The 16,759-nt window shown below is 45.2% G+C and carries 20 protein-coding genes; 6 read left to right on the forward strand and 14 right to left on the reverse strand.

Annotation, left to right across the window (positions count from 1 at the left end):
* Positions 1-33: 33 nt before the first annotated feature.
* Positions 34-1,461 carry a Na+/H+ antiporter NhaC gene (nhaC, locus tag HMPREF1705_RS01375; protein ID WP_009200506.1) on the forward strand — a complete coding sequence of 476 codons (1,428 nt, stop codon included), beginning with the start codon at positions 34-36 and terminating at the stop codon, positions 1,459-1,461.
* A 52-nt stretch (positions 1,462-1,513) separates the two neighbouring features.
* Here nhaC and HMPREF1705_RS01380 read toward each other — a convergent pair whose 3' ends face one another.
* The gene (locus tag HMPREF1705_RS01380) at positions 1,514-2,149 is read right to left on the reverse strand and encodes a hypothetical protein (RefSeq protein ID WP_009200505.1); all 636 of its coding nucleotides are present in this window, start codon (positions 2,147-2,149) and stop codon (positions 1,514-1,516) included.
* 139 nt (positions 2,150-2,288) lie between these two features.
* Here HMPREF1705_RS01380 and HMPREF1705_RS01385 point away from each other — a divergent pair, with 139 nt between their 5' ends.
* From HMPREF1705_RS01385 to HMPREF1705_RS01395, 3 genes are read left to right on the forward strand one after another with little or no spacing between them, the layout of a single operon-like run.
* A complete protein-coding gene (locus HMPREF1705_RS01385) occupies positions 2,289-2,843 on the forward strand; it encodes a hydrolase (protein ID WP_040347809.1) in 555 nt (184 codons plus the stop codon).
* 7 nt (positions 2,844-2,850) lie between these two features.
* A complete protein-coding gene (locus HMPREF1705_RS01390; RefSeq protein ID WP_009200503.1) occupies positions 2,851-3,663 on the forward strand; it encodes an MBL fold metallo-hydrolase in 813 nt (270 codons plus the stop codon).
* Between the two features lie 12 nt (positions 3,664-3,675).
* Positions 3,676-4,920, forward strand: a complete 1,245-nt coding sequence (locus HMPREF1705_RS01395; protein ID WP_009200502.1) for an NAD(P)-dependent malic enzyme — start codon at positions 3,676-3,678, stop codon at positions 4,918-4,920.
* Here HMPREF1705_RS01395 and HMPREF1705_RS01400 read toward each other — a convergent pair.
* The 9 genes from HMPREF1705_RS01400 to HMPREF1705_RS01440 all read right to left on the reverse strand — a co-directional run bounded on the left by HMPREF1705_RS01400 (position 4,897) and on the right by HMPREF1705_RS01440 (position 11,396).
* Positions 4,897-5,403, reverse strand: coding sequence for a methylated-DNA--[protein]-cysteine S-methyltransferase (locus tag HMPREF1705_RS01400; RefSeq protein WP_111089522.1), 507 nt, complete (start codon positions 5,401-5,403; stop codon positions 4,897-4,899). The genes HMPREF1705_RS01395 and HMPREF1705_RS01400 overlap by 24 nt on opposite strands.
* 2 nt (positions 5,404-5,405) lie before the next feature.
* Positions 5,406-5,972, reverse strand: a complete 567-nt coding sequence (locus tag HMPREF1705_RS01405) for a methyltransferase family protein (RefSeq protein ID WP_009200500.1) — start codon at positions 5,970-5,972, stop codon at positions 5,406-5,408.
* Positions 5,938-7,002, reverse strand: coding sequence for a lysylphosphatidylglycerol synthase transmembrane domain-containing protein (locus tag HMPREF1705_RS01410; RefSeq protein ID WP_040347805.1), 1,065 nt, complete (start codon positions 7,000-7,002; stop codon positions 5,938-5,940). Before HMPREF1705_RS01410 ends, HMPREF1705_RS01405 begins: the two co-directional genes overlap by 35 nt.
* Before the next feature lie 83 nt (positions 7,003-7,085).
* Positions 7,086-7,670, reverse strand: coding sequence for a D-glycero-alpha-D-manno-heptose-1,7-bisphosphate 7-phosphatase (locus tag HMPREF1705_RS01415; RefSeq protein WP_009200498.1), 585 nt, complete (start codon positions 7,668-7,670; stop codon positions 7,086-7,088).
* Between the two features lie 4 nt (positions 7,671-7,674).
* Complete coding sequence (locus tag HMPREF1705_RS01420; protein WP_091460302.1) at positions 7,675-8,103, reverse strand: hypothetical protein; 429 nt, start codon at positions 8,101-8,103, stop codon at positions 7,675-7,677.
* A 20-nt stretch (positions 8,104-8,123) separates the two neighbouring features.
* On the reverse strand, positions 8,124-9,077 hold the full coding sequence (locus HMPREF1705_RS01425; protein ID WP_050767846.1) for a GDP-mannose 4,6-dehydratase: 954 nt from the start codon (positions 9,075-9,077) through the stop codon (positions 8,124-8,126).
* A gap of 12 nt (positions 9,078-9,089) precedes the next feature.
* Entirely contained in the window at positions 9,090-9,821 is a 732-nt protein-coding gene (locus HMPREF1705_RS01430) for a nucleotidyltransferase family protein (RefSeq protein ID WP_009200495.1), read from the reverse strand.
* Complete coding sequence (gene gmhA / locus HMPREF1705_RS01435; protein WP_009200494.1) at positions 9,808-10,389, reverse strand: D-sedoheptulose 7-phosphate isomerase; 582 nt, start codon at positions 10,387-10,389, stop codon at positions 9,808-9,810. Before gmhA ends, HMPREF1705_RS01430 begins: the two co-directional genes overlap by 14 nt.
* Before the next feature lie 14 nt (positions 10,390-10,403).
* Positions 10,404-11,396, reverse strand: coding sequence for a glycosyltransferase family 9 protein (locus HMPREF1705_RS01440; protein ID WP_040347803.1), 993 nt, complete (start codon positions 11,394-11,396; stop codon positions 10,404-10,406).
* A gap of 219 nt (positions 11,397-11,615) precedes the next feature.
* On the opposite strand from HMPREF1705_RS01440, the gene fliD reads away from it, so the two are divergent.
* Positions 11,616-13,085, forward strand: coding sequence for a flagellar filament capping protein FliD (fliD, locus tag HMPREF1705_RS01445; RefSeq protein ID WP_111089523.1), 1,470 nt, complete (start codon positions 11,616-11,618; stop codon positions 13,083-13,085).
* 35 nt (positions 13,086-13,120) lie between these two features.
* Here fliD and HMPREF1705_RS01450 read toward each other — a convergent pair whose 3' ends face one another.
* The 3 genes from HMPREF1705_RS01450 to HMPREF1705_RS01460 all read right to left on the reverse strand — a co-directional run bounded on the left by HMPREF1705_RS01450 (position 13,121) and on the right by HMPREF1705_RS01460 (position 15,464).
* A complete protein-coding gene (locus HMPREF1705_RS01450; RefSeq protein ID WP_009200491.1) occupies positions 13,121-14,494 on the reverse strand; it encodes a sodium:solute symporter family protein in 1,374 nt (457 codons plus the stop codon).
* Positions 14,495-14,557: 63 nt separating this feature from the next.
* Positions 14,558-15,151, reverse strand: coding sequence for a lysine exporter LysO family protein (locus HMPREF1705_RS01455; protein WP_009200490.1), 594 nt, complete (start codon positions 15,149-15,151; stop codon positions 14,558-14,560).
* A gap of 7 nt (positions 15,152-15,158) precedes the next feature.
* Complete coding sequence (locus HMPREF1705_RS01460) at positions 15,159-15,464, reverse strand: LysO family transporter (RefSeq protein WP_009200489.1); 306 nt, start codon at positions 15,462-15,464, stop codon at positions 15,159-15,161.
* A 207-nt stretch (positions 15,465-15,671) separates the two neighbouring features.
* Here HMPREF1705_RS01460 and HMPREF1705_RS01465 point away from each other — a divergent pair, with 207 nt between their 5' ends.
* Positions 15,672-16,382 carry a tRNA 2-thiocytidine biosynthesis TtcA family protein gene (locus HMPREF1705_RS01465; RefSeq protein WP_242603491.1) on the forward strand — a complete coding sequence of 237 codons (711 nt, stop codon included), beginning with the start codon at positions 15,672-15,674 and terminating at the stop codon, positions 16,380-16,382.
* Here the strand turns inward: HMPREF1705_RS01465 and cdd are convergent.
* Entirely contained in the window at positions 16,375-16,755 is a 381-nt protein-coding gene (gene cdd / locus HMPREF1705_RS01470) for a cytidine deaminase (protein ID WP_009200487.1), read from the reverse strand. The two genes, HMPREF1705_RS01465 and cdd, sit on opposite strands and share 8 nt — an antisense overlap.
* Between the last annotated feature and the right edge of the window lie 4 nt (positions 16,756-16,759).

The following is a 16,759-nucleotide window of genomic DNA, read 5'->3' on the forward strand; positions in this document are numbered from 1 at the left end:
AAAAATAACTACACAGGTTAGGGGGCGTTTTAATTGGAAACAAAAGGAGAACCTAGGCCAAGGATCATCGATTCGTTGATCGCAATAGGGGCGCTCGTCTTCGTAATGGCAATCTGCCTCGCAGTATATCACACAGATCCTCACGTTCCACTATTAATGGGATCGCTCTTTGCAAGCATTATCGCACTCAAGGTCGGTTACAAATGGAAAGATATCGAGATGGGCATGATGCAGGGAATTACCCAGGCTTTACAAGCGATAGTGATACTTGCAATTATCGGAGTCCTTATAGGAGTGTGGATAAAAGCGGGCGTAGTTCCATCAATGATTTATTACGGACTTATGGTCATCTCGCCAAAGTTTTTCCTCGTAGCGACATTGTTAATTTGTTCCATAGTGTCTCTAGCCACAGGTACTTCATGGGGAACCATCGGGACAATGGGCATCGCCCTGATGGGTATAGGAGCTGGTCTAGGGATACCTCCTGCACAAACGGGAGGCGCAATAATAAGTGGCGCCTATTTTGGTGACAAAATATCGCCTCTTTCGGACACGACCAATCTTGCTCCAGCAATGGCCGGAACAGACTTATTTACCCACATTAAACACACCCTGAAAGTCAGTGCAGTCTCTTATCCTTTGGCAATTTTGATATTTTTATTCTTAGGAATGAAATACTCCTCCACTAATGTCGATCTGTCTCAGATAAAATCTATACAAGATGCTCTCGCCCTGCAGTTCAACATCAATCCTCTGCTTTTATTGCCGCCAATAATAGTAATAATATGCATCGCCTTAAAGGCACCTGCCATTCCAGGTATCACAATCGGCATCATAGCAGGAGCGATTGCAGCAGCGATATTTCAAGATGTTAACTTCGGAGATATAGTTAACGCAGGATACAGCGGATACGAAAGCATTTCCGGCAACGAAATGATCGATGAACTTTTAACCGCCGGGGGTTTGACGGGAATGATGTATTCGATATCCCTTACGATAATAGCAATGATGTTCGGAGGCATAATGGAAAGGACAAAGCAACTCGAGGTCCTTGTTGATGCCCTTCTCACCAAAGTCAAGACCACGGGCAATTTGGTTGCAGCAACAGCAGGGACATGCATAGCTTCAAATATGCTACTTCCCGAACAGTACATTTCGATCGTCTTGCCGGGCCGAATGTATGCAAATGCCTACCAAAAAATGGGTCTTCACCCTAAAAATTTGTCGAGAGCTCTGGAGTGTTCCGGAACGGTTACGTCATCATTGGTTCAGTGGAACACCTGCGGAGCCTTCATAAAGGGAACATTAGGGATATCTCCCTTTATGTATGGACCATATGCTTTTTTTAATATTTTGACCGTTTTGACTTTGATTATCTTCGGTTATTTCAATATCACCATGACCAAACTTGACGAAGAGCCCGAAACCGTATTACGACTTGTCCAAATGGCCGAAGAGTGATTTATCTGGACCCTTTAAAAAATAGAGGGGGGTAACCCCCCTCTATTTTTGGCTAAGATGTCTTTCCCTCATCGTTTCCCTTTTGAAGATGATTATTCCTTCTCCGAAACCTTTCTTTCCAAAGGAGACCGCGCTTTTCGTCTCCACTTATTTCCCTGAACAACGGAATTTCCGTCCAGCCCCAGGGAGTCAAAAGGATGAAGCGAAGGGAAACGCCCATTTCCGTTAATGATTTTATGTGCTTTGAGTACTGAATTACATCGCTCAATTCCCAATTTTCGGCAATAATCCATATCCTTCGGCATGTTCCTTTTGCAAACAGCGCCGCATGATCTATTGCCCATCTCATCGCTTCATCGTTATCGACTGGCGTAAATGAGAGAACGACGGCTTCCTCATGCCCGAAACCGTCTATCTCCGGACCTACAATGTCAGCGTATTCTCTAAGCCATGCCAACTGCTCCAATAAGTATTGCGGATCGTCGAGGTCGTAACCCTCCGAGGCCAATTCTTCTATTCTTTTAACCTCCTCGCCGTTGGAGACAAACCCCCACATGAAACCCTGAATTTGAGAAAGCAACCTCTCAATGAATGGTGGATAATCTTGCATAGACATCATTTTAAGCAAATCCTCCACATAAAGTTGATTATCGTCGTTTGCACTACGCCTATCCTTCTTGTTTGTCATGCCACCTACACCTCCCGCCACCATATACAACCGATGGCCGAAAGAGAATAACATAACGGGAATAAAATTTCCAGTGGAAAAATTACTGTATTTGAAGCAAAATAAATATGACAATCAATCAAAAGGAGGATCAGGCCGAATGACGCCTTATACACTGAAAAAAGACAAATCCCAGCTGTTGATAATAGACGTACAGGAACGTTTGTTACCCGCCATCTTCGATAACACGTCAATTGTAAGAAATATCGAACTGCTTTTGAAGGCAGCCCAAGTGCTCTCTATCCCGACGAAATATACAGAGCAATACCCGAAGGGTTTGGGCCCAACTGTTTCCAACATATTGGAGTTGCTTCCCCCCGAAACTCCCCGGTTTGAAAAAATCCATTTTTCCTGTTGCGATGAGGGCAATTTCAAAGATTTTCTCGGACAGGAAAGGAAACAGGTAATATTAGCAGGCATAGAAACCCATATATGCATATTGGCCACGGCAATGGATCTGTTAAATGACGGATACCAAGTGGTGATCGCCATAGAGGGTGTAGGAAGCAGGCGTAAAGAGCATCATCTTGCTGCCCTCAATGTCCTTTCGCAATTTGGTGCCATGTTATTGCCAACAGAAAGCATTATCTATCAGTGGTTGAGCAAATCGGGGACTTTCGAGTTCAAGGAAATGTTGCCTTTTTTTAAGGAGTAACTCCAAAATGAACGATATTGCCGATCTATTCTTCAAGGGAGCATTCATTAAGTTTTTAGGTACAGGCGGCGCCAGGTTCGTAATGATAAACCAAACCCGCTCCACGGGTGGCATTTGGCTTGGCCTTTTCGGCAACCACGTCTTAATTGATCCGGGTCCAGGTTCGCTGGTAAAAATTTGCGAAGCAGGTACACCCTTTACTCCGGAAATACTGGAAACGGTCATGCTTACACATAAACACCTGGACCATAGTAATGACATAAATGTTATGGTTGAGGCAATTACACATGGCGGCTTTAAAAGACGGGGCACTCTCATCCTCCCTCAAGATGCTGCAATGGGAGAGGGGCAAATATTGCTTTCTCACTTCAACACAAAAATTGGCAAAATTCACTACTGGGAGGATAAAAGACTGATACCGCTCTGCGAGGGAATGTTGGAAGCGGTCCGGTTGATTCATCACGGAGTGGAGTGCTATGGCTTTATATTGAGATATCCCGAGATTGCTCCCTTTGGTTTTATAAGCGATACACGATACAATGAAGAAATAGTAAAAAGATATCATGGTTGCAAGGTTTTAGTAGTCAACATGACCTTCAATCACATCAGAAATGGTGTTGACCATTTAGCCGTCGATCATGTCGCTCTGATCAGAGACCTGGTGGCTCCGGAACTGATCATGCTAAATCATTTTGGTCGAGGAGTAATCGATGCCGGTCCTGAAAAAATTGCCTCATCCTTGACTACCAAAAGCTGCAAGGTTATAGCACCCTTTGATGGCCAAATGATTGATTTAAAATCTTTCGAATCTTTTTCTTGAGGAGGATACTTAATGTTAATGGAATGGCATCGTGCAATCGAACTGCACAAAAGAACTAAAGGCAAAGTTAAGACATACCCATCATTAAGGCTTCGCACCAAAGACGACTTGGCCTGTGCATACTTTCCAGGAAGCTATGCCGCCGCCGACCTGATAAGCAAGAACAATGATGCTTCCTTTGAATACACGGGAAGGGGAAATTCAATCTTTGTAGTTTCAAACGGTTCTTCAATTTTGGGCCTCAAGGAACAGGATCCATTTGCAGCTTTGCCGATATTGGAGGGCAAATGCCTTATATACAAAGTATTTGGCGACATAAACGCCTTCCCCCTATGCCTTGAAGCCAAAAGCGCCGAAGAGATCATCGAGACATGTAAGTTGATAACTCCCACTGTCGGTGGAATAAACCTGTCCAACATATCGTCACTGACATCGTTTGAAATATTAAGGAAACTTCAAAGCTCATTGGATATTCCTGTATCTTCCGATGATCATTACGGAATTGCCGTAGCCCTTTTTGGGGCTCTGAAAAACGCCTTACGCATAGTAGGCAAGGATCTTTCTGATATCAAGATAGCTATATGGGGAGCAGGCAAGGCAGGCATATCGACAGCAAGATTACTGCTTTCAGCAGGAGCAAACCGAATAGCAATGGTAAACAGTCATGGCATACTGACAAAGACAAACCCCTACATGAGCAAGGAACAAGCGGAATTGGCGGAAAGATTGGACCTAAACGTGGACTATCAAGATATTAAAGCAGCCATATCTCAAGCCGATGTTCTAATAGGACTATCGACGAAGGACGCCTTCGAACCTGATTACATTAAGCTCATGAACCAAGACCCCATTGTATTTGCCTTAGCACTGCCGGAACCGGAAATTAATCCCGCTTTAGCAAAAGAAAAGGGAGCTGCTATAGTGGCTAGTAGCTTATATTGGACTACGACCATCAATCCTATAGCCAGTTTTCAGGTATACCCGGGGATAATGAGAGGAGCCCTTGATGTCCGCGCAGCGACAATAACGACAAATATGCTTTTAAGGGCAGCCGACGGATTTGCCCAATCAATTGACGAAAAGCGGCTATCTCCCGACAACATAGTGCCGCCTCTTTTTTCCGACGAGGTTACTCCACGCATAGCGGAGGCCGTGGCCCAAGCTGCCATAGAAGAGGGGATCGCCCTTAACCCTCTTCCGAAAAATAAAGTGTATGCACAAACCTGGGAGAGGTTATTCGGCGGAAGGATTATTTAATACCTTGGCTTCATAGGCTATAAGGGCTTCCTTTATTTTTATGCCCTGCGGACCTCCATAGCCCAATAAATCTCCGTCCTTGCCTATTACCCTATGGCAGGGCACAAAGGGGGGCCATGGGTTGTAGCGCATGATAGTGCCTACTGCCCGTGCTCCCTTTGGATTTCCCGCCAATGCGGCGACCTCCCCGTAAGTTTTTTTGTGCCCAAAGGGGATACCTTCCACTACTTCATATACCTTTTCAGAAAATCTAGATGGCCTTCTGGGCGTTCCCAACTTCACCTTAGGCCTTTCGCCCCTCCAAAATCTGTTCCACGCCTCGAGCAACCACAAAGGCGGATCTATGGAAGGCTCCAAATAGGAGGAAATCACGCGAAGGACAATATCCTCGATATATATAATTTCAAAAGAACAAGCAGGCGAAGGCAAAACACAACGGCTTAATATACTAGGTTTTTTGTTTATTACCACAAGTTCTGGCATCTTTACCACCACAATCTACTTATGATCAACAAGCTCCCCACTATAGTTACCCGCAGAGAGTGTCTTTCGCTTTTTACCAGAACTTCCCGTGAGAACGGTCCTTTAATCTCCTCCATCTTCGGCCACCTTTTTATAATTAAAGTCCCGGTTCTATCCCTATAACTAAGATATTCACTGCCGAATTTGTTTTGGAGAAACCCCTCCTCGTAGGGTATGATCAAAAGGCAATAGATTATATAAAAGGACAACAAAAAGATCCAAACGCTCAAACCGCCTGCCATAATCGCCCACCCCAAACCAATGAGGCCATTTCCCAGATAAAGGGGATTTCTGACAAATGCATAGGGACCCCAAGTCGTTAATTTTGAAGCCTTTACCTCTACTCCTCTGTATAATCCAATCGAACCGGCTGCCCAAAACCTTATCGCCTGGCCTGCAGTAACGAAAATAAGCCCCCAAATAATGCTTTGATGGGTCGGCTTTGCCAAAAATAGTATAATCAAATAAAGGGCAGTCCATAGACCGCCTCTCCACTTAAAGGCTGTCTTCCTGACTTCCTGAAGATTCATTTTCGCTTTTCCTCTCCAATATTTTAGTTATTATGTTCATTCCTATCGTTCTAATGGCGACGGCAACGCCTATTGCTATGGCTAAATAATGCGTAAAAAACCTCCATCCCAGCGACAAAAGACCTGCCATATTGAGAGGAACCAAGGTCTTATACACCACCACACCGCCCCCCTCGGCTACACCGCTTGCTCCGGGAGTCGGTATGAAATATAGGACGAAAAAGAAAAGCCCCTGAAGTATCGTGGCTTTCATAAAGGATACACTCACGCCTAAGGCATAGGCGAGAAGAGGGAACACCGATACGGTAAAGACAATATAAAGCAAAGTTAAAAGGCAAACCAGCGATAACCTCAAAAATCCGCTTTTTGTCAATAATTGCATATTATGCACATACAGATCGATTTGTCGATTCAAAAAACGAACTGCCGAGAAGATGCGCAAGTTGAAGACATTTAACTTGCCAATGCGTATCGTAGTTACTTTAGCAATGTGTTTGATGGAATCTGACTTTGCTACACTTATGACAATTACAGCGCAAAACAAGATGACAAAGACAACAGCGTAAAGAAACATGCCCTTCATCGTAAGGCTGTCGATAAAGGCTTCCGGAACCAGAAACATTGACAGAGGCACAAAAACGCTGAGTACGAGCACTGTTATTATCGTCCTCACTATGGTTAGGGCTACCCCTTTTCCGACAGACACCCCGTTGTTGTAAAGAGCATATATTACAAGGGGGCTTCCGCCGCTTTGAAAGGGGGTAACGGCAGAGCCAAAGGCATTCAAAAAGACCAGCGAAAGAGCCATCTTGAGGGAAACATTCTCGCCAATTATCGCTGCTATTGCCTGAATGCGAAGAGCATCAAATATCCAAGCTGCGATAGAAAAAATAAGGGCCAAAGACAGCCACGACATTTTGGCTGAAGCAAATAATCGCCATGTTTCCTCGTCACTGGTGTAATATAGGGCTAATACGCCAACGCATATTGTTAACCCGATAAAATATAATATTCCCCTCTTCAGCGACAAAGGCTGCTTCCTCCCAACACGACAATACGTTTAAAGAACAATAATATGTTCAAAAGGTACTTTTTGCCCTCTCCTCCAAAACCTCAAAGAGAACGTAAAGAAACATCGGATTTAATGTACAAAGCCGCCTCAAATAAATCATATTTAACGGCTTCGTATAGTGAAGTATCGCAAAAGGACTCCTTTGAGATCGAATGCAGATCATCATCTCTGTTGAGAAGTATACCTTTGCACCCTGCATTTCTTGCAAGTTGCACATCTACGAGCGAATCGCCTATTACCCAAGATTTGGATATATCTATATCATACTCACAGATAGCCCTTTTTATCATCCCCGTTTTGGGCTTCCTGCAATCGCAATTAACATTGTAAGGTGGTAAGCCCTCCGTAGGATGGTGAGGGCAATAATAAAAGGCATCGATAGTAACGCCATTATTCTTAAATAATCTACCTAAAATATCGTGAACATTTAGCACAAATTCTTCGCTGAAAAAACCTCTCGCAACTCCACTCTGATTCGTCACCACAATCAAAAGATATCCCATCGACTTGAACAACTTCAAGCCGTCAACAACGCGCGGAAGGACTTTAATTTGAGAAATAGAAGAGAGATATCCTACATCCTCTATTAAAGTGCCGTCACGATCGAGGAAAACCGCTGAGCGCAAACCCTCATTCTCCCTTTGTCGCTATATCGTGAAGTTCGTCCACATAGGGCTTCATCTCCCTGAATTTGGGAAGTATTTCTTCGCGCAAACGATAGGCCAGCTCGAAAAATTTACCCTCTTGCAGGCAGGGCATGGCGTCTTCAAGGGAATGAGTCAAGGCTTGACTGGCATCGAGCAAATTCCCGTCTGCTATACTTTCGCCCTTTACGCCCAACAACATTATGCTGTTTTGTATAACTTTCATTACCCAGCTGATACCTTCCATGAGCTTCGACATCAACATTAAAGCTTCTTGCGTATCTTCGCTTTCGAGTTTCTGTGCGACGAGATCTACTCCCTGCACTACAACAGGAATGTATTTTTTCGTCTCCTCCAAGGCCTCTATGACCAACTCCTTGACGTCCTTCTTTTCACCGTCGATATCCACATACACTGCAGTCACCCTCTATCCTATTATTTTAAATTTTCCCTCCACCATCTAACCATATCTTCAACCGTTTGCCTCAAGGAGAACCTCTGAACAAAGCCTGCTTCATCTTTCACTTTGCTAAGGTCGTTCCAGTATATGGGTTCATCCTTTTCGCGGACGAGATTTTTGTCCACAACAATTTTCACCTTGACAGGACAACCTTCGAGGACTATATCCAAAAGTTCCTTGATCGAGCATGGCTTCTCTCCCGAAACATTATAGGCCTCTCCGCTCCTTCCGTGTTTTTCGAGGGACAAAAAACAATCGACGGCATCTCTTACGTCAAGGAAAGCCCTCTTCGTATGGAGGTTACCCACTCGAAACACGGGCTCTGTCATTCCAAGCTCTATTGCGGCCCTCCTATATGTGAAATCTGAAACTACTTCGCCTTTCCTGCCAGGACCTACGCAATTCCCAATGCGAAGCCTTATTATATCAAGCCCGTAAGAACTGAAATAGGTAAAGCCAAGCAGGTCCTGTGTTGCCTTTGAAACGCCATATACGTGGGCAGGCCTGAAGGGCTGATTTTCCTTCACGGGGGTTTCGGAAGGATCGATAAATCCGTAAGCCGCCGTCGAAGAAGCAAGCATGATCCTTGTAGATTTCAGACCCAATTCCAGAAGGGACTCGAACAAATTTAAGGTTCCCAAGACATTGGTTTCCATTGTATAAGACGGGGCTTTGAAGGACTCCATGGGATAGCTTTGAGCTGCCATGTGATACACTACATCAGGGTCGACTTCCTCTAAAGCTTCTTTAAGATGAGGCTTATATCTTACGTCAATGTTGTAGGTCTTAACCGCATAGGGTTTTACCATTTCTACGTCAGAAGTTGGACGAAAATAAGATCCATATACTTCATATCCGACTTCGGACATTTTTTTAGCCAGATGAGATCCGATAAACCCCCCGATCCCAGTTATAAATGCTCTTTTCAACTGCAAACCCTCCTATGAACCCAGAATATAAGGTATTTCCCTTTGAGCTTTAAAATAGTCCTCTGGCACGCCGATGTCTATGAAATAACCGCCCGAACGGAATGAGTAGACAACACCCCTTCTAACCAATTGCGGAACAACCTCCTTCTCCCAGGACAGGCGTCTCAATGGAAGCTCTTCCACGATATCTCTATCGACTACATAAAAACCCCCATTCACCAACCAAAAACCGCCTTCCTCTGGCGGGACGTTCTTTTCTCCGAAGGATACTACCTTGGATTCTTCATCGACCTTCAGGGGATCTACCCGGGTCAGATCCTTCCATGGCCTGGCTGCAATAGTCAGTTTTGCCCTTTTGTCGACATGAAAATCGAACATTTCACCCAAATCCATATCGAGCAAAGTATCTCCATTCATGAAGAAAAAGGTCCCCTCGTCGATATAGGGCAATGCATTTCGCAGTGCTCCGCCCTTGTCTAAGGGCTCTTTCTCCAGGCTGTAAGTCGCTTTAAGGTTCCATTTGCTCCCGTCTTCGACAAAGGCCATAATCTTATCTGCACCATACCCCAGAAGCAGTAGAATTTTTGTAATCCCCCTGCAGCTTAACATGGTCAACAGCCAATCCAAAAAAGGCCTCCCCGCTATGGGCGCCAAGGCCTTGGGAACGTCCGAGACGACGCCTCTAAGACGTGTTCCCAAACCGCCGGCAAGTATTACAGCCAGTCTGCCTCTATTTTCTTTCATTGAAAAGTCCATCCTCCACCAAACCGCAGATGATATGCCCCCAAAGCATGTGAACTTCCTGGATTCTGGGGGTATCTTCCGAGGGCACGCTCAAAAGGACATCACACAGGGAAGACATTGTATCCGCCTTTCGACCGGTAAAACCGATCGTCTTTAAACCCTTCTTTTTCGCATAATCCAAGGCCTTTAATACATTCGCGCTTTTGCCGCTGGTGGAAAGCCCTACAAGCACATCCCCGGGCCTACCGAAGGCCTCTATCTGCCTTACAAAGACATCGGAGTAGTCGTAGTCATTGGCGATCGCCGTCAATGCGCTTGTATTGGCATGCAAGGCCATGGCAGGAAGGGCTTTTCTTTCCCTTTTAAATCTCCCCACCAGCTCTGCTGCCAAATGCTGTGCATCAGCAGCTGAACCGCCGTTTCCGCAAAACAAAACCTTGCCTCCGCCTTTATAGGCAAGAATTATCAATTCGGCTGCCATCTTCACGCAACCAAGCAAATCGTCGCTCAAGAGCATCTTTTTTAATTCTATGGAATCATTTATCTGATCCTCTATGAATTTGATCAATCATAACGCTCCTTTCATACTAAAAGCTCCGCACATGCACTAAAGACCTCATCAACACCTATTTTTGACATGCATGCAAAATCCCCGTATACGCACTCTTTTCCGACACAGGGCGCGCAGGGCAATGAGGGGGCCACCACCCTATGCCTCGTCCCCCAAGGGCCATATCTTTCTGGACTTGATGGCCCATAAAGGCCCACCACAGGGACGCCCACGGCGCTTCCTATATGCAATGTGCCCGTGTCGTTGGTAACGAAGAGGGAGGCCATACCAAGAAGAGCACCTAGCTCTGTCAGCGGAACCTTTCCCGTTAAATCAAGAGCGTTGATCTCTTGCAGCCCCTTCAGAACTTCCATGCCCAGGGCACGTTCTTCCTCGGAATATCCTATCACACCTATTACGGCACCGAATTCCGAGATCAAGCGCTTGCCCAAACTTACAAACCCTTCTACAGGCCATCTCTTAGGTGGCCAGTTGGCTCCGGGGTTAAATATCACCAGTTTTCGATCCTTAAGCTCATCTTTATATTTTGTTTTAACCATTTCTTTCGTCTCGAAAGGCACGAAAAACCTCAATTGCCTTATCCGTATTGGAATGCCAAGAGACGTCAAGGCCTGCAAAGTCCTTTCTGCTTCATGTAATGTCTTGGGCAAAAATACCTCCCGCAAACCCCATAGGGGCGCGTAGCGGGCTCCCGAAAACAGGGGCATTGCAGTTGCCCTGAGGTCGACAATCAGGTCATATTTCTCCTGCCTCATGAGCTTAATCGCCCTCAATCTCCCCTTGAATCCGGAAAATTCACCTCCCCTATCATAGATTCTTATTTTATCCCACATTGGGTCTTCGGAAAGGGCAGCTAATGCCCTTGGGCCCACCCATAGGGTAAATTCGGCCTTCGGCAAAAAAAGCCTCAAGTTCCACAATGCAGCAGAGGCCATAACCATATCCCCAAGACATGAAAGGCCTATTACCAACACCCTTTCGATTTTATTCTGATCTATCCGCAAAGAAACTGCCTCCTGCCAAAAATACCTTTTTTCGCTGTTCCGACATGAATATTTTACCATCACGAACGAAAAAGCGAAGCTCGTGCCGTCATATCCTGACTCTGCTTGCCAAAGCACCTTAAAGGCAGATACAAAATATGTCGATACTACTTATAGCGTTAAACCATGTTATCATAAATAATGAAAATTTCTCCGATCAATAATAAGGAGGTTATCTCCATGGCTACAATCGACCCTCTCTTTCAGGTAACAGGCTTGGTCTCTGGGATAGATTGGGGCACGATGATCGATAAAGTTATGGAACAGGAGCGCAAGGTTACCGACATTTGGACTGCCGAAAAGGAAAAGCTGGAATTTAAAATAGATCTCTACAACGAATTCAGCGCGAATTTCAAAAGTTTGCGAACGACATTGACACCCCTAAAACTTGAGTCCACGTACAGAACCAAAACGGCCGAACTAACCAACGTTGGCAGCTCTCTGGACCCCTCTTCGGTTTTGAGTATAACGGCAACAGCCGATGCGGAAATCGCAAGATACGATATTGAAGTGTTGCAGCTGGCCAAAGCCCACAGCATCACCAGCAAAAGGCTTGACGATCCGACGCAGACCATAGGAGATCTAATAAACGAATTTGCCGGGGGAAGCTTTGTTATAGGATCGGGAGATAAGACCACTACAATTCAGGTCACGGCCAGCGACACCCTCTCCTCTTTGGCATCAAAGATCAATTCGGCCACGACTGACGAGGGAGAGAGTATAGGTATATCGGCGAAGATAATGGATAACAGGTTAATAATTACCAGCAATGAGACGGGAGAAGCTAACGCCATAACGGTCACAGATGACAATGGCATATTGAGCGCCCTGGAAATTTGGAATGGATCCGATTTTACTAATGAACTGCAGGCGGCACAGGATGCAAAAATTAAAATTGACGGACTAGAAGTCCAAAGATCCGATAATGAGATTTCCGACCTTATAGAGGGCCTCACTTTAAAGCTCAACGGCACAGGCCATGTCGTGACCGATATAGTATTGGATGCCGAAAAGGCGGTTAATGCCATCACTGACTTTATTGATGCCTATAATGCGGCCATGGATTGGATAAACATCAGGGTTTTGGAAAAACCTATCGAAGACCCACAGGAGGAATACCAAAAGAAGATAGGGTTACTCAGAGGAGATTCCCTGTTGTGGCAAACCAAGTCCAGAATGCGATCTTTAATCTCTGACCCCATCGCCACGGACGGTGTCTTCACAATGCTTTCTCAGATCGGCATTACAACCGAAGCCGTGGACTACGGCAAAAGCGGAATGTTGGAGTTCGACGTAGACAAGTTTATGAGCGCCATGACCACGAATTCCGATGATGTCGCAGCTTTAATGACAACGGTAATGTCAAAGATGGATACGTTCATCGGAAATACGATAGACAACGTTCCTGTAGCAATCGGAAACACGACTGGCACCAAGGGACGCGTTGCAAGCCAGATAAATTACCTGAATAACAGAATTACGGCAATAGACAAAAGAATCTCAGATTTCGAAGAACGTCTTGCCATCAAAGAAAAGGGACTGATAGAACAATACAGCCAGATGGAAATCGTCCTCTCTCAGCTTACGTCTCAGGCTAATTGGCTTGCAGGAATTGTCACTCAATTGTCGTCCATAGGCTCTGGAGCTTAATTTCTGAGATTTGAAACAAGCCAGCTTTTATTACGTTAAAGGCTGGCTTTTTCTTTTATCCTTCCCCTTTGCAATATGTCGAATAGCATCAAAAGGGCCGAAAAAAACACGCCCATAAGAATTCCCTCTCCGGGAAGCTTCAAAAGGGGCCATAAACAGGCTGTTCCAATCCCCACCGCACCCGAAGCAAAGGCCATCGATGGAGACATCCCTCCGTAAAGGACCGTTGCAAGGAGTGGTACAAATACCCCAGCTCCTCTGAGGCCCATGCTGAGATAGCTCCATTGAAGTATGAAAGAACCGGCAGCTTTAAGGCTCGCAATAAAAGCTATGAGTATCACGGCTAAAAGGCTTAGCCGGTTTACCAGAAGACTGACTCTGCTTGAAGTAATTTTTTTAAAAGAAACGAAAAGATCGTAAGATACTGTTGTGGCAACTCCCAAAGATAGACCCGCCGCAGTACCCAGCGAAGTGATAAAAAGCGTTGCCCAAGCTACCCCGCTGAACACTTTGGGAAAATAATTATACAAAAAATAGGGAAGCGCCTGCGAGGGTTCGATAATCACGCCCTCCCTCCTCAGGGCTAACCCTATCCAAATTCCAAGGAGACCTATAGGTGGCATTAAAATTGCTGATAGCAGCGCTCCCCTTTTTGCCGTGCTCTCGTTTGAGGCCGACAAAATGGCCTGGGCATAAATTTGCGTTCCCAGAGTTCCGACGATCAGCGAAAGACAGGCGTTCGATTCCTTTAAAATACCCCTTGCAAACAAAGAGAAATAGGGAAATCTGGGAAGTTCTCTTATCAGGGCCCAGGGAGTGTGGCCCATGCCGTAGGCAACTACACCGCAGGCAATGAGGGTGAGATATAATAAAATAAGCTTTGTCTGTCCTATAGCGCTATAGCTTTTTGTGCCCCCAGAATAGATAAATAAAAGTATAAGAAAAGCGACGAGCAAGCTCAAAGCCCAAGATGGCAAAGGCACTATGGCCGACAATAATGCGCTCGACGCAAGAAACTGGGCTACTACGGCCATAAGGGTCCCGATGGCGGAACCCACTGCAGCCAACCTGCTCATCCGGAGGCCGTAGTGATTAGACAGAAACTGTGCTAATGTAGTGACCTTAGACTTTCTCAGGGGCTCGGCTATAAAGAGTGCCAAAAGAAGACATCCTATTCCTCCTCCAAGGGTAAACCACCAAGCTGATAAACCATAAACATAAGCCATCTCCGCAGTCCCGACTGTAGATGCTCCTCCCACGAGGGCGCCTAGCAATATTCCAGAAACCGCAAAGGGGCTTGCCCTTCTGCCCGCCAATGAATATCCTTCTTCGTCTATTTTCTTTCCCGATGCGATAACGCCTATGGATATAACGAATATCAACGTAATGACTACTGATAGAAAAAACATATGACGTGCCACCCTTCACCGCTATAGTATTGATTTATTTTTTATGCACTAACTTTTATGCCATCACAATCCCAATGCAAGGGGCACCAAGACGGGAACGAGAAGCGTCAGCAAAAAACCCGATATAAAAGAATAAATTGCAATATCAGGAGAATTGCTCTTTACGATAACCGGCAAGGCGGTATCCATTGCCGTTGCACCCGCCACGCCCACTGCTTCGAAGGATCCGATATACCTGCTTATCAGCGGTATCGATATCAGGGCAATGACCTCTCTTATTACGTTCGAAAGAAAGGCTACGGTTCCCAGTTCTACGCTGTGCATCTGAGTGATAAGAACCCCTGAAAGAGAATACCATCCGAAACCGGCGCCAACTGCCAGGGTCTCATTTAAAGGCATTTTCAATAATATCGAGGCCAAAGAAGAACCAAACCCTGTCCCCAAAACCGTTGCCACAGGAACGATAAAAAGCTTTATCCCATCTTCTCTGATATTTCTAAGTGCTTCCTTATTGCAGCCAAGATCAATTCCCACGGAAAAGAGCAGCACGAACAATCCTAATGTGATAATCAAATTAGTTATGTTGCTTAAAGAAAATATCGCGAGCTTTCCAATTAAGATGCCGCCCGCTAAACAGGCAACAATGATGACGATCAATGATTCATCATTCCCTTTTTGTCAGAAATCTGACGAATATATTTATACAAAATATTGTACCCAAAACAGACAAAAAAGAAACCGCGGCAGCTTTATAGCCCAAGTTACCTAACGCCTTGAGCACTTCTTTGTTGCTTCCAATCTCAATACCTATAGCCAGGAGTAATAAAATAAGACATAACGTCTGAACTCTCCCGTTATGCCTTTTTATAAAGTTTGGAACTCTTCCGAAATATCCTACTAGCGCTCCCGCCAACATAAAGGCAACGTAAAAATAAACGCTGTTGTCAATCAAAAAACGAAGGATTTTCATGCCGGCCCGATCACCTTTGTGTTTTTATATTTAAGAAAACCTGGACATATTACCTAATAGCTCTTTGTGATTTCTTGCCTACACATCATTTGAAAATATCCTATTGCAGAATATACTTTACTTCAAGGCTTAAAAAGCTTTTATTCTTTGTCTCAGTTATTGTAATTCATATTACATACATATTAATATCTCAGCGTGGTGATGTGGATGTTCGATTTACCCGAGAAGATCAAACGCGGCGTCGGTGAAGCGGTGTGCGCCTACTCCATGATCGAAGAAGGCGATAATGTTTTAGTGGGCTTATCCGGAGGGAAGGACAGTTCGTTGCTCCTCATTGCTCTAAAACACTTACAAAGAGTAAGCCCCATCAGATTTAATATAGAAGCCATGATTGTAGATCCAACGGGCGGGCAGTTTGATCCCGCAGGGCTTAAGGAGTTTTGCGAAAGCCTCGATGTACCCTTTACACATTATGCCTATCCTATATTTGAAATTATAAAAATCAGAAGGGAAAAATCCCCCTGCAGTTTTTGCGCGAACATGAGAAGGGGGATTTTGAGCGGGATCGCAAAGGACAGAGGGTTTAGGAAGATAGCTTTAGGACATCATCTAACCGATGCCACCGTTACGTTAATGTTGAATATTTTTTTCTCCGGAAGACTTCATACGCTACAGCCAAAAACGTGGCAAAGCAGAACGCAAACATGGGTTATCAGGCCATTGATATTCCTTCCTGAGGAAACTTTGATATCGGCAGCTTCCGAGATGGACCTGCCGGAACGGGGACCAAAATGTCCTTACGGGGACGACACGAAGAGAAAGAGAATAAATGAAATCCTGAAAAATATACTTGAAGAAGCGCCACAAGGAGAATACAGCACTTTAAGGGCACTTCGTAAGACACTTTGGGCTACTTAGGCAAGCGAAAGGACTGAGGAAGAAGCTCTGAAAGGCGGTTTCGCTGAAACTTACCTTCCATATCAAACGATATTATTTCCATATCACCAAATTCGGCCATTACCTGAAGACACGCTCCACAGGGGGGAACTATAGAGTCGGCACATATAATCATCATCTCGAAGACCCGCTCTCCCTGAGCGACGGCAGAACACAGAGCAACCCTTTCGGCACAAATAGTTAGTCCGTAGGAGGAATTTTCAACGTTACATCCGGCGTAAATGCGGCCCGATTGGGCGAGCAAAGCGGCACCCACCGAAAAACCGGAGTAGGGGGCATGAGCATTTTCCCGCCCCCTCTTTGCCACATCATAAAGTTTCGACACTATATCCATTGCG

This window comes from Acetomicrobium hydrogeniformans ATCC BAA-1850, assembly GCF_000160455.2.
GTDB classification, from domain to species: Bacteria; Synergistota; Synergistia; order Synergistales; family Acetomicrobiaceae; genus Acetomicrobium; species Acetomicrobium thermoterrenum.

Bases quoted from the DNA above. Each gene is read 5' to 3' on its own strand.
- HMPREF1705_RS01400 (WP_111089522.1), bottom strand. From the start codon at position 5,403: ATGCCAGAACTTGTGGTAATAAACAAAAAACCTAGTATATTAAGCCGT.
- fliD (WP_111089523.1), top strand. From the start codon at position 11,616: ATGGCTACAATCGACCCTCTCTTTCAGGTAACAGGCTTGGTCTCTGGG.
- HMPREF1705_RS01465 (WP_242603491.1), top strand. From the start codon at position 15,672: ATGTTCGATTTACCCGAGAAGATCAAACGCGGCGTCGGTGAAGCGGTG.
- HMPREF1705_RS01385 (WP_040347809.1), top strand. From the start codon at position 2,289: ATGACGCCTTATACACTGAAAAAAGACAAATCCCAGCTGTTGATAATA.
- HMPREF1705_RS01430 (WP_009200495.1), bottom strand. From the start codon at position 9,821: ATGAAAGAAAATAGAGGCAGACTGGCTGTAATACTTGCCGGCGGTTTG.
- HMPREF1705_RS01380 (WP_009200505.1), bottom strand. From the start codon at position 2,149: ATGACAAACAAGAAGGATAGGCGTAGTGCAAACGACGATAATCAACTT.
- HMPREF1705_RS01390 (WP_009200503.1), top strand. From the start codon at position 2,851: ATGAACGATATTGCCGATCTATTCTTCAAGGGAGCATTCATTAAGTTT.
- HMPREF1705_RS01405 (WP_009200500.1), bottom strand. From the start codon at position 5,972: ATGAATCTTCAGGAAGTCAGGAAGACAGCCTTTAAGTGGAGAGGCGGT.
- HMPREF1705_RS01450 (WP_009200491.1), bottom strand. From the start codon at position 14,494: ATGTTTTTTCTATCAGTAGTCATTACGTTGATATTCGTTATATCCATA.
- HMPREF1705_RS01395 (WP_009200502.1), top strand. From the start codon at position 3,676: ATGTTAATGGAATGGCATCGTGCAATCGAACTGCACAAAAGAACTAAA.
- cdd (WP_009200487.1), bottom strand. From the start codon at position 16,755: ATGGATATAGTGTCGAAACTTTATGATGTGGCAAAGAGGGGGCGGGAA.
- HMPREF1705_RS01460 (WP_009200489.1), bottom strand. From the start codon at position 15,464: ATGAAAATCCTTCGTTTTTTGATTGACAACAGCGTTTATTTTTACGTT.